Below are 12,186 nucleotides of genomic sequence, written 5' to 3' on the forward strand. Positions count from 1 at the left end.
CGAACCGCCAGAGCTGATGGAACGGCTACCGCCGAGCGGAGAGCCCGCCGCTCTTGCAAGAGACGCACAGCGCGGCGTATGGGAGTGCCTGGAGGCGGGCGTCGGGAATGGGATCGCCGCACTGCTCGCAGAACCCGTAGGTGCCCGCCTCGATCTTGGCCAGGGCTCGATCTATCTCTGCCGCCGCCGAACGGGCCTGGGCCGAAAGGACCAGATCCAATTCCCGATCGATGTTGGAGGTGCCGCCCTCGCCGCCTTCTTCGTCGAACTGGACATCGCCCGGTTCGTGTTCCAGGGCAAGGGAGTCCGCCTGGGCTTTGAGCGCCTCGGCCGAGCGTATGTACTGGTCCTTTTCTTCGAGCAGCAGCTGGCGCTGCTTCTCGAAGAATGCAATCCGGTCGGCTCTAGGTTTGGCGGCGACCTTTGCTGGTGCCTTGTGTGTACCGGCCGTGGGCGCCGCCGGCGCCTTCGCGGCTGCCGACTTCGAAGGGGCTGACTTGGTGGCGGCCTTTGCCTTAGCCGGTTGGGTCTTCGACGGTAACGACTTGGGCGCCGGGGCGTGGGACCTTGCCGGCTGTGAGGTCGCCTTCACCTTCGCCGGCTGGGCCTTCACCTGCGCCTGCTGGGGCTTCGCCTTCGCCGGCTGGGCCTTCGACTGGGCCCTCGGCTGGGCCTTGGATTGCGCCGCTGGGGCCTTTGACTGGGATTTCACTGGTGATTGCGTCCTCGACTGCGACTTTGCTGGTTGAGACTTGGAGGGGCTCTTCGCCTGCTGGGTTCTCGGCTGGGCTTTCGTTGGCTGGGTCCTTGACTGGGCCTTCGCCGGCTGGGTTCTCGACTGCGCCGGCTGGGTTCTCGACTGCGCCGGCTGGGTCCGCGCCTGGCTCGATGGCGAGCTACGTGCCCTGCCCGTGGACTTCGCCGGCGCCTTGCTGGCTGCTTTGGCTGGCTTCTTCAATGGCATTTCGACTCCGCAGAGTTCGAGTTCTACCCGCGCGGGAGGGGGCACCCTATCACGCCCCGGTAGATGAACCGGGGAAACGCCGGGATCACGTCCGCGCTCGGGCCGTAGATTGTTGGGATGCCCGGAGGCCCCCGACCGAAGTACCCGGACGTCCCAGCATCCCCCCGGTTTCCGAAGATCGAGACTGAGATTCTCGAGACCTGGGAGGGAGAGGACACGTTTCGGCGCTCCGTCGAACAACGCCCCGACAGCAACGAGTTCGTGTTCTACGACGGTCCACCATTCGCGAACGGGCTGCCGCATTACGGCCACTTGCTGACCGGTTACGTCAAGGACGTCGTTCCCCGATACCGAACCATGGTTGGCCAGAAGGTCGAGCGCCGTTTCGGTTGGGACTGCCATGGTCTGCCTGCGGAGACCGAAGCACAGAAGGAACTGGGAGTGTGGGGCCGCGGCCCCATCGCCGAGTACGGCATTGCCCGCTTCAACAGCTACTGCAAGGCGTCGGTCCTCCGGTATACGCAGGAGTGGGAGCGTTACGTCACCCGCCAGGCTCGCTGGGTCGATTTCCGCAACGACTACAAGACGATGGACACGTCCTACATGGAAAGCGTCATGTGGGCGTTCAAGCAGCTGTGGGACAAGGATCTCCTCTACGAGGATTACCGGGTCCTCCCCTACTGCTGGATCTGCGAAACTCCTCTTTCCAACTCCGAGACGCGCGTCGATGACGCCTACCGGGACCGTCAGGACCCGGCTGTCACCGTGGCCTTCAAACTTCAACCGGACCCGTCGGCATTGCCGGAAATATCCGGACCGGTCGACTTGTGGGTTTGGACGACCACACCCTGGACGCTGCCGTCCAACCTTGCATTGGCGGTCGGCCCGGACGTGGAGTACGCGGTGTACCGGCGCGAAGGCACCTCTTTTTCTCTCGGAGCTGACGTTGTAGGGACCTTCGAGAAGGATCTCGCGGGTGCCGAGCGAGTCGGGACCGTACGAGGCGCGGACCTGATCGGCCGAAGCTACGAACCGCTCTTTCCGTACTTTGCAGGGACCGAAAATGCTTTCGTCGTTCTCGGAGCCGGCTTTGTGACCACGGACGAGGGCACCGGGATCGTCCACATGGCCCCGGGCTTCGGAGAGGACGACCAGATCGTCTGTGCCGAAGCTGGGATCCCGGTGGTGTGCCCGGTCGACGACCGTGCTCTTTTCACCGGCGAGGTGACCGACTTCGCCGGACTCCAGGTCTTCGACGCCAACCAGCCGATCATCAGGGCTCTCCGGGACACGGGTTCACTGATCCGGCAGGACTCGATCGTTCACGCCTACCCCCACTGCTGGAGAACCGAGAACCCCCTCATCTACAGGGCGGTGAGCTCGTGGTTCGTAAAGGTCACCGCGATCAAGGACCGGCTGCTCGCGCGCAACCAGGAGATCCAGTGGATACCCGAGCACGTGCGCGATGGGTCATTCGGCAAATGGCTCGCCAACGCGCGTGACTGGTCGATCTCGAGAAATCGGTTCTGGGGATCGCCCATTCCGGTCTGGAAGAGCGACGATCCCAACTACCCCCGCCTCGACGTGTACGGCAGCCTGGACGAGATCGAGCGGGACTTCGGCGTCAGGCCGACCGACCTGCACAGGCCCCGCATAGATCAGCTCACCCGTCCCAACCCGGATGACCCTACCGGTCGCTCGTCGATGCGGAGAGTCACCGATGTCCTCGACTGCTGGTTCGAGTCGGGCTCGATGCCGTTCGCCCAGGTCCACTACCCGTTCGAGAACCGTGACTGGTTCGATGCTCACTTCCCAGGCGACTTCATCGTCGAGTACATCGGCCAAACCCGCGGCTGGTTCTACACGCTGCACGTCCTTGCGGTCGCCCTCTTTGACCGGCCCGCGTTCAAGCGTTGCCTGGCCCACGGCATCGTCCTCGGAGAAGACGGCCAGAAGATGTCCAAGCGGCTTCGCAACTACCCGGACCCCGAAGCCATGTTCGAGGTTCACGGCGCCGACGCGATGCGGTGGTTCTTGATGTCGTCCCCCGTGTTGCGCGGCGGGAACCTGATTACTGATGAAAAGGGGATAACGGACGCAGTACGGGCGGCTCTGCTTCCTTTCTGGAACGCGTGGTACTTCTTCGCGCTGTACGCCAACGCCGATGGGAGGTCGGCAACTCTGGGGCGGACGGACGCGCCCGGAACGCTCGACCGCTACGTGCTTGCCAAACTTCGGCAACTCGTAGAAGACGTAACCGCAGAGCTCGACGCCTACGACCTTTCCGGCGCGTGTGACTCGATCGAAGCATTCTTGGATGCTCTGACCAACTGGTACATCCGCCGGAGCCGTGATCGGTTTTGGGGAACCGGCGCCGAGGGATCGGCGACCGACGACGCATTCGACACGCTCGGCACCGTCCTCGAAGTTCTCTGCCGCGTCGCCGCGCCTCTCTTGCCTTTGGTGAGCGACGCCGTCTGGCTCGGACTGGTCTCGGGCTGCGCCGAGAGCCGGGGACGTTCGGTGCACCTCGAGGACTGGCCCGATCCGACCGCGTTGCCGTCGGACCCAGATCTCGTCGCAGATATGGACTGGGTCCGGGAGATCTGCTCGGCCGGCCACTCAATTCGCAAAGCCAACGGCCTGCGCGCCCGACTACCCCTGTCCCAGCTCACCGTCGCCGCGGCAGGAGCTGAAAAGCTTCGCGGCTATATCGATCTGATCGCTGACGAAGTGAACGTGAGGAACGTCGAGCTGACCGAGGACACCGACCGGTTCGCCACACGAACACTCAGCGTCGCGTTTCCGGTGGCCGCACCGAGGTTGGGTCCGGCCACCCAGGCCGCGGCCGCGGCCGCCAAGCGAGGTGACTGGGAGATTCTCGATGACGGCACGGCGAGAGTGGGCGAAAGCGTTCTCGAACCGGGCGAGTTCGAGCTCCGGGTGCGCCCGCTCGACGAAGCAACTACGAGAACATTGGGCGGGAACGTAGGTGTCGTTGCACTCGATACGACGTTGGACGACGACCTGCTCGATGAGGGCAGGGCGCGCGACCTTGTCCGATTCGTCCAGCAAGGCCGGCGGGATATCGGGCTGCAAGTGACCGACCGCATCGCGTTGGAGCTCGCCGGCGACGAGCAGGTCCGGCGTTCTCTTGACGCGCACCGCGAATGGATCGCGGAGCAAATCCTCGCCACCGACATTCAGTGGCTCGGGACCGAGCCAGTGTCTTCCCAGGACCCATCGGGTGCGTGGGCAGCGACGTCCTTGGCCGACGGTTCCTCGGTGTCGGTCAGGATCAAGCGGTCGGCCGCGTGAGGCGGCCGGAACCCGAAATACAGCGCCTCACGTAGTGGCTCGGCGCTGGCCTGGCGTTAGCGCTTCCGAGGCTGCGATGCGGCCTGACCCGTCGCCTTCTTGGCCGCCTTCTTCGCGGGCTGGGCCGTCGTCTTGCCCGCGGCTGCCTTGGTCGCCTTCGCAGGCTGCTTCGCAGGCGTCGCCTTTCCGGCAGCGGTCCTCGGAGCCACGGCCTTTGAAGTAGAAGCCTTAGAAGCGGCCGTCTTGGATGCGGCCGTCTTGGATGCAGCCGTCCTTGATGCAGGCGCCTTGGACGCAGCCGTCCTTGATGCAGGCGCCTTGGACGGAGCAGCCTTCGACGCCGCCGCCTTGTTGGTGGTCGCGCTCCTGCCGGTCGCTGCGGCCTTGGTGCCTTGCACCGCCTTCTTCGCGGTTGTCACCGGTGCCCGACCGGCTGAGCGCGCCCCTGCGCCTGTCCCGGTTGCCTTCGCGGCGCCACCCGCTGTGGATGCCGCCGCCCGTCCCGTCGCCGCAGTCCGCTTTTCGGCTAACCCGGCCCCCGCAGCCGCAGGCTTGGGAGCAGCCTTCTTCGCAGTCGGGCCGGCGGCTCTCCGCGCAGCAGGAGCTGCTGCGGGAACTCGGGCCGGGGCTGGCATTGCGGGTGCCTGTGGCTCGCGCCCGAGGAGCTCGTCGATCTTGGCGACAATGGTTGCGCGAGCCTTGGTGTTGACCTCTCTATCGCGCACGTCCTCGAGTTCGTCGCCCTCCAACTGCGGTAGCAGCGGAAGAATCTCGGCGACTCGAAGGTCGTCGTAGTCCTCGATCGGGAAGACGACTTCGTCGCCCCACTCTTCCTCCCACTCGCCTGGCTCCTCCCAATGACCCTGCCCCGCAGCGTCCTGAGCGCCTGCGTGGGCGAACTCGGGTAGCGGCTCCCTGCCGAACACCGGAGCCGTTTGCACCGGCTGCGGCCTTGTGGGCTCGAGCACCTCCACTTCCTCTTCTTCGAATTCGTACTCCCCGGGGAACGCAGCGCCTCCAGGGGTGAGCGCCGGCTCTTCTGCAACTCCGTACGACGGCGCGGGCTGCCGTTCGGGTGCCGGGCGAGGCCGGAGATCCATCCCCTCGTCGGCGCGGGAGCGGGCGAGCAACGGCGGGGCCGCAGCGGCAGGAACCCCTTCAATCGCCAGCCGCACCGCCCGCCGGCGGCTCAGGCGGCTGAAGACGATGAGCGCGATCCCCGCGACGGCCGCGCATGCGATCGACAGGTAGATCAGGCTCAGCGAGTCCTGCACGAACCCGACGATCAATAGAACCAGGCCGGCAAACACCAGCGCGACGGTCACCAACAGCAACACAAGATCACCTTCCACAGCCCATTCGAAACGTCTCGCACCCTAGTTGGATCGCTCCGCCCGAGACGCGACACCAGAATCGATTCGCCAGCATCCGGCCGGATCCTGCTCCGGCTCCGGCACCCACCTCTGCCGGGGCGTCCGGTTCAACGGCGCCGGCGCAGCCTTCCTCCGAAGCGCCGGTCGTCGCCGAACCCTTCGGGATCGTCGAAGAATTCGTCCATGGCCCTTTCGTCCGGGCCGATCGAAGCATCCGAGGGACGGACGTCGACGACGCCGGCCTGTAGCGGCGGGGCGAACGACTGAGCGGCGACCGTAGCTTGCTCGCCGAGCATCTCCTCTCGATCGATCCCTTCGTCTGCGGGCGACCACGCGACGGTCTCCGGTCCTTCGACCGCTATGTCGGCGGGCGGAGGGGGAGGGGCGCTCCCCCGGGTGGACTGCGGTACGTCGGCCGGGCGCGGATCGGGAGCCGGCCACATGACTCCGATGCGCTCCACAGACGCCAACGCTTCGGACAAGCTGGTCTGGACGTGGGTCTTGTGCTCCTCCAGCCAGCGCTCGAGCGTCTCCACCTCCTGATGCGACTGGGCGCGAGCGGACTCGAGCCGCGCAAGCTCGGCGCGGCTCTCGGCGAGGGAATCCTCGAGGGTCTGCCGTCCCTTGTCCTCCGCCTCGGCCAGGATCGCTTGAGCCTGCTGTTCGGCTCCGGCGAGGATTCGGGCGGCTTGCTCCCGGGCTTCCTGAACGGCGAGGTCGGCCGTTCGCTGCGCCAGCACCAACGTCTTGCGGAGGGTTTCGTCAGTCCCGCCCGCCTCGGCGGCGGCGGACTCGGCCCTTTGGGCCCGCTCGACCGCCTGGCGTAGACGCTCCTGCATGACTTCGAGCCCCGCGGCGACCTGCTCGAGGAAGTGGTCGACATCCTCCGGGTGGTATCCGCGCATCTTCTCGCGGAACTCGACTTCACGAAGGGTCTTCGGCGAAACCTCCATGCCGCAATGCTAGTGGCCTGCAGGCGACCCCGAGGTGATGGCGAGCCGTTCGTCGGTCAAATCGGCAGGTTGCCGAGGACGCCCTGGACGAAAATCTCGACGACGATGAAGGCGACGAAAAACGAGAGGTCGAACATGCCCACCGGCGGGATGATCCGCCGGAATGGCGCCAGCACCGGTTCGGTAAGGGTGAACACAACCCGGCGGACCGGGTTCAACGGCGAGTCAGAGCTGTACGGAAACCAGCTGAGAATCGCTCGGGCGAACAGGACGAGCACGTAGATCTGCCCGAGGTCGTAAAGCGGGTTTCCCCCGCGGAAGCTGACCACTCGTGAGCCGGATCAGGACCGGTAAAGGCCGCGTTCTTGCAGCCTTCGCTTCTCCTCGGCGGACACCTCGACGTTGGACGGGGTGAGCAGGAAGACCTGATCGGCGACCTTGTCCATGCTTCCCGAGAGCGCGTATGTGACCCCGCTGCAGAAGTCGATCATTCGGCGGGCCAGCTCCCTGTCATTTCCCTGCAGGTTGACGATGACCGGTTGGCCGTTCTTGAACCGGTCGCCGATCTCCTGCGCGTCCGCGAACTTGCTCGGCGCTACGACGTGAACCTTGGCGCCGTGCATCGGGGTGATGGGTCTCACGACTGCCGTTCGCGGCTGCAAAGTGACTCCGTTCGAAGGATCGGGGGCTTCTCTCACCGGGCGCACCGCCGAAACCGAGCCACTCTCAGACGGTTCGGTCGAGTATCTCCGCGTTGGAGCCGGGGCCGGCGCCGAGTCCTCATAAGGGTCGTACTCCTCGTACTCGTCGTCCGTCAGCCCCAGGTACACCATCGCCTTGCGCATGATTCCCGATGCCATCAGTGCCTCCCAGTAGTCGTGAAGCCTATCGTCGTGCCGCGGTCCGGCTGGGTCGCGGTCCGAAAAGCGTCCTTCCTAGACGGAGGGTCGTGGCGCCCTCCTCGACTGCCACTTCGAAGTCGTCGCTCATCCCCATCGACAACTCTGGTAGCCCAAGCTGGCTGGCCTTTTCGGCAAGCCAGCGAAAACACAATCTGCTCTGCTCCAGGTCGCCCTGTGGACCTATTGCCATCAGACCGCTCAAGTTGAGCGGTAGCCGCCGCAGCCGCGCGACGAGCTCATCGACGTCGGCCGGCATGCATCCGGGACGGGAAGCTGCGCCGGTGACGTTCACCTCGATCATCGCCTCCACACCGGGAGTGGCGGCGGCGATCGCCTCTCCTTCGACGGTGCGGTCGACGCCGTGCCACGCGCTCACCACCTCTGCCAATCGCGCGACCTTGTTGCGCTGTATCGGACCGAGGAAGTGCCACTTGGCGCGCGACGAAGAGTCTTTCACTTTGGTCAGGAGTTCTTGCGCGTAGTTCTCGCCAATGTCTTCGAGACCGGCGCCGAGCGCTGCTGCTACCGCCTCGGGACCGAATCCTTTGGTGACTGCGACAATCCTAAAGGCGGCCGGGTCCTTTCCTCGGCTGCTGATCCTTCGCTGAACTTCATGAAGGCGCTCGGCCACCGCGCGGGCGCTCATCCCTTCCCGCTCGAACGGCGAAGCCGCTGGGTAATCCGGCTTCATGCCCGCCACACCACGGTTGCTTGCCGCTTTTCGCCGCCGCCCCTTCTCCATGACCAGTGGCTTGAGGAGCATCCGGTACAGATGCCGGATTCCCCAACGAGGACCACGCCGACTGCATGTAGCGCCGAGCGAACGGCAGCTGGAACGTCCAGGGCTGGACTTCCTTTGGAGTCCGAGGCGCGGACCTTCTCTCCGAAACGAGACGCGACCGCGAAGAGCTCGTCCTCCCCGAATGGATAGCAGCACGGGTGGATGCATGGGCCGATGACTGCCTCGACCCTCGTCGCGCCGAGGCGTCGCATCGCGGTAACAGTCGCCTCGACGACACCGGCGCGAAGGCCGCGCCATCCGGCGTGTGCCACACCCGAGATGCCTTCGGGGCTGCCAAGACCGATCGGCGCGCAATCCGCGGTCAGCACGGCCAGGGCCGCTCCTGTGGCGGAGCTGATCGCCGCGTCCGCGGACGCGCCGCTCTGGGCTCCGGGCTCGTCGACGACGACGACCCGCGCGCCATGGACCTGTTGGAGAACGGTCCAAGGAACGTCTGCCACCGCCCGCCTCCGTCGCTCGACCACCTCGCCGCGGCCGGCAAGGTCTCCTTGGGAGCACCCGGTGCTGCGAACACGAATACCGCCGGCCAGCTGCCATTCGGCCGGGTGGGAACTGACCCCGGCAGCCACCACTACTTCAGGAAGTCCGGGACGTCGAACTCGTCTCCGACCAGTCCCAGGTCCTCTTCTTCCTCTCGCAACTCGCGTTCTGTCTCAGCCAAGCCGATACCGCCGGACGCCCCTGAACGATCGTCGAAGGACTGATCCTCCCACCGGTCGAAACCGGCGGCGATGACCGTCACCCTGACCTCGTCGCCCATCGAGTCGTCGATGACCTGACCGAAGATGATGTTGGCGTCTGGATGGGCGACACCGTGAATGATCTCGGCCGCCTCGTTCACTTCGAACAAGCCGAGGTCGCTGCCGCCGGCGATGTTGAGGAGGATGCCGCGGGCGCCTTCGATGGAGGCTTCCAGCAGCGGCGAGGTGATAGCGAGCTTGGCAGCGGTAACCGCCCGCCCGTCGCCCGACGCGGTTCCGATACCCATGATTGCGCTGCCCGCGTTGCTCATCACCATCTTCACGTCTGCGAAGTCGGTATTGATCAGGCCGGGCGTGGTGATGAGATCGGTTATGCCCTGCACCCCTTGCAACAGGACTTCGTCGGCCATCTTGAACGCGTTGACCATAGAGGTCTTGTCGTTCGAGACGGTGAGCAACCGGTCGTTCGGGATGACTATGAGGGTGTCGACCTTTTCCTTCAGGTTCTGGATCCCGGCTTCGGCTTGGAGTGACCGCCTGCGCCCTTCGAACCCGAAGGGGCGGGTGACGACACCGATCGTCAAAGCTCCGAGCGACTTGGCGATCTCGGCGACGACCGGGGCACCGCCGGTTCCCGTTCCACCACCCTTTCCGGCCGTGATGAACACCATGTCGGCGCCTTTGAGAACCTCTTCGATTTCCTCTCGGTGTTCTACGGCCGCCGCACGGCCCACCTCGGGATCGCTGCCGGCGCCGAGACCGCGGGTCAGCTGCCGCCCGATGTCCAGCTTCACGTCGGCGTCGCTCATCAGCAGAGCCTGAGCGTCCGTGTTGACGGCAATGAACTCGACACCTTTCAGGCCTGCGTCGATCATGCGGTTGACCGCGTTGACGCCGCCGCCGCCGATACCGACGACTTTTATGACGGCGATGTAGTTTTGGGCGGCACCGGCCATGAAAACCCTCCCGGGCACAGCAATACACCGGTCGGCGACCGGCTGTTATCTATCGGTTCAATCGGTTCTTTGCCATCGAGCGTTATTCGCTGGACGATCTATGCAGGACAAAAGCGTGCCACGTGGCGCTGCCGGCGTCGCGGATCCTCCGGCCCCCTTGTAAAACCCTTTAATCTCAACCTCGATCTCAACTGGAGAGTTAATGTGAACCTCCGGCGTGGGTTGAGAGACTATCGGGGGATTTGTGACCGGTCAAGGCTGCGGGCCGGTCCGGCACGGTGAGATCAAGGCCAGTCAGCCCGGTCAGGTCGGTCTGGGTCAGGAGCGCGGTCAGAGCGGTCAGTTTGGCGGCGAGCTGCGAACCGTCGCCAAGCGCGACTGTCAACGGTCCGGCGGAGCCCTCGGTGGGAGCGACGATAAGGGAGAGCACGGTCGCCTGGTCACCCGCGCTGCCCGGCTGAGTGGATTGACCTGGCTGGGCTGGCTGGGCCGACTGGGCCGACGGTCCCAGCTGAATCGCTTCGACGGAACCGGCGATCCGCGCCGGCAACGCGGCCGCGACATCAAGGGCCGCCGCCATTCCCTCGGGGACTGAAGGCCCGTCGGATTCCGCGTTCAGCTCCCCGAGCGAAGCCCTCCCCGGAGAAGGCACCAGCGCGTCGGGTCCTGCCGAGCCGTCGACCCACTGGCCGGGGGGCGGAGGAGCGCCGGCCCCCACGAGCAGCGGAATTCCGGCTGGCGGCTGGCCGACAACGGCGATCACCCGTCCGGTTGCGTCTATCTCTGACCATCGCCGGGGGGATTGAGCGGCCGGACCTTGAATGGCCGCGACGGCTTGTCTGACGGCGACATGAATCGACACGGTCCCCGGCCAGTGGGTGCGCACCTGCGCGTCACCGAGATTGGGCACCGAGTCCAACCGGCGCGCTACCGATGAGTCGTTGACCCGGATCATCAAGCTGTGCCCGTTGAGCCCCGACAGAGCGGCCACGGTAGCGACGGGCATCGGGCCGCGAACGGAAACCCGGACGTGCCGGACCCTGAAGAGAGGGGTGTAAAGAGAGCCTGCGACGAGGGCCAGCACGAGCAGTGCCGCTCCGATCGAGATCAGGATCCGCAACCTCCGGCGACCCTGCTGGCGTCTGACCTCGACCCAACGACGAGCGATCCGCGGGTCCATCCTGAGCCCGGTACGTCTCTCCGTGGTCGGCACTTCGGTGATCGAGCCGCTCACAACCCTAAACCTGTGATTGAGGTCGATGATCGAATCCGATGAGCCGCACCTCGTGCTGCAATTCGACGCCCTTCTGTCGGAGCACCTCCGCCCGGACGACCTCGATCAGCTCCCGAATATCTTCCGCGGAACCGCCCGCATCTGCCTGTATGAAGTTGGCGTGCTTTGGCGACACCTCGGCACTCCTGAGTCGGCGTCCTTTGAGACCAGCGGAATCGATCAGCAAGCCGGCGGACGTCCCGGGTGGATTGGTGAATACCGACCCGGCATTCTGTCCGCCGGGTTGATGGTCGCGCCTCCAGCGCACGATTTCGCGGATGGTGGCCCTGCCCTTCTCCGGGTCGCCAGGCGAGAGATGGAATCGGGCGGACACGACCGCCCGTGCGGGTGTGACCGCCGAATGCCGGTACGAGAACTCCATCCGGTCGACCGGGATCGCCTCGGGAGCCCCGCTTCCCTCCAGGTCGACGATCGTGGCCGACTCGAGATGATGGGCGATGTCGGAGCCGTGCCCCCCGGCGTTCATCCGGACCCCCCCGCCTACCGAACCAGGCACGCCGACGGCCCACTCCAGACCGGTGAGCCCGGCTTCGACCGTCTGGCGGGCCAGCGCAGGCAGCGGGAGTGCCGCGCCGGCGCTGACCGCGTGCCCCTCTATCTCGACATCGGAGAACTCGGAGGGATCGAGCACAACGGCGATCCCGGGAAAACCTCCGTCGGACACGAGCAGGTTCGATCCACGGCCGACGATGAGCACGGGAAGTCCGGACTCGACCAAGGCGTCTTTGACCAAGCCGAGCTCTTCGACCGACTGCGCCGTCAGGAGCAACGCCGCGGGTCCGCCCACTCGGTAGGTCGTCAGCGAACCGAGATCGCCGCCCCGAACCACCCGATCCCCGAGACCGCCAAGAACGTTGAGAGCTGCACGAACCCGGTCAGGGACATCGCCAGGTGCAGCCGCCGTTTCGCTCATCGGCTCGCCG

At 65.6% G+C, this 12,186-nt stretch carries 12 protein-coding genes; 2 read left to right on the forward strand and 10 right to left on the reverse strand.

What is annotated here, in order from left to right; translation table 11 throughout:
* Window positions 1–25 precede the first annotated feature (25 nt).
* Complete coding sequence (locus VFZ97_07170; GenBank protein ID HEX6393206.1) at window positions 26–712, reverse strand: TraR/DksA C4-type zinc finger protein; 687 nt, start codon at window positions 710–712, stop codon at window positions 26–28.
* A 40-nt stretch (window positions 713–752) separates the two neighbouring features.
* Here VFZ97_07170 and VFZ97_07175 point away from each other — a divergent pair, with 40 nt between their 5' ends.
* Together VFZ97_07175 and ileS are read left to right on the forward strand one after the other, a co-directional pair.
* Window positions 753–1,031, forward strand: a complete 279-nt coding sequence (locus VFZ97_07175) for a hypothetical protein (GenBank protein HEX6393207.1) — start codon at window positions 753–755, stop codon at window positions 1,029–1,031.
* Between the two features lie 50 nt (window positions 1,032–1,081).
* Entirely contained in the window at window positions 1,082–4,282 is a 3,201-nt protein-coding gene (ileS, locus tag VFZ97_07180; protein ID HEX6393208.1) for an isoleucine--tRNA ligase, read from the forward strand.
* A gap of 56 nt (window positions 4,283–4,338) precedes the next feature.
* Here ileS and VFZ97_07185 read toward each other — a convergent pair whose 3' ends face one another.
* The 9 genes from VFZ97_07185 to murB all read right to left on the reverse strand — a co-directional run bounded on the left by VFZ97_07185 (window position 4,339) and on the right by murB (window position 12,176).
* Window positions 4,339–5,634 (reverse strand): hypothetical protein, encoded by a 1,296-nt coding sequence (locus VFZ97_07185; protein HEX6393209.1) that lies wholly within the window; start codon window positions 5,632–5,634, stop codon window positions 4,339–4,341.
* Window positions 5,635–5,762: 128 nt separating this feature from the next.
* Entirely contained in the window at window positions 5,763–6,608 is an 846-nt protein-coding gene (locus tag VFZ97_07190) for a DivIVA domain-containing protein (protein HEX6393210.1), read from the reverse strand.
* Window positions 6,609–6,664: 56 nt separating this feature from the next.
* Window positions 6,665–6,937 carry a YggT family protein gene (locus VFZ97_07195; GenBank protein HEX6393211.1) on the reverse strand — a complete coding sequence of 91 codons (273 nt, stop codon included), beginning with the start codon at window positions 6,935–6,937 and terminating at the stop codon, window positions 6,665–6,667.
* 12 nt (window positions 6,938–6,949) lie between these two features.
* Window positions 6,950–7,468: a cell division protein SepF gene (sepF, locus tag VFZ97_07200; protein HEX6393212.1), complete on the reverse strand. Its 519-nt coding sequence runs from the start codon at window positions 7,466–7,468 to the stop codon at window positions 6,950–6,952.
* Window positions 7,469–7,493: 25 nt separating this feature from the next.
* Window positions 7,494–8,156: a YggS family pyridoxal phosphate-dependent enzyme gene (locus tag VFZ97_07205; GenBank protein HEX6393213.1), complete on the reverse strand. Its 663-nt coding sequence runs from the start codon at window positions 8,154–8,156 to the stop codon at window positions 7,494–7,496.
* Between the two features lie 41 nt (window positions 8,157–8,197).
* Window positions 8,198–8,881: a polyphenol oxidase family protein gene (locus tag VFZ97_07210; GenBank protein ID HEX6393214.1), complete on the reverse strand. Its 684-nt coding sequence runs from the start codon at window positions 8,879–8,881 to the stop codon at window positions 8,198–8,200.
* 2 nt (window positions 8,882–8,883) lie between these two features.
* Window positions 8,884–9,969, reverse strand: a complete 1,086-nt coding sequence (ftsZ, locus tag VFZ97_07215) for a cell division protein FtsZ (protein HEX6393215.1) — start codon at window positions 9,967–9,969, stop codon at window positions 8,884–8,886.
* Between the two features lie 199 nt (window positions 9,970–10,168).
* On the reverse strand, window positions 10,169–11,203 hold the full coding sequence (locus VFZ97_07220) for an FtsQ-type POTRA domain-containing protein (protein ID HEX6393216.1): 1,035 nt from the start codon (window positions 11,201–11,203) through the stop codon (window positions 10,169–10,171).
* 4 nt (window positions 11,204–11,207) lie between these two features.
* Window positions 11,208–12,176, reverse strand: a complete 969-nt coding sequence (gene murB / locus VFZ97_07225; protein ID HEX6393217.1) for a UDP-N-acetylmuramate dehydrogenase — start codon at window positions 12,174–12,176, stop codon at window positions 11,208–11,210.
* Between the last annotated feature and the right edge of the window lie 10 nt (window positions 12,177–12,186).

Source organism: Acidimicrobiales bacterium (assembly GCA_036378675.1).
GTDB lineage: Bacteria > Actinomycetota > Acidimicrobiia > Acidimicrobiales > Palsa-688 > DASUWA01.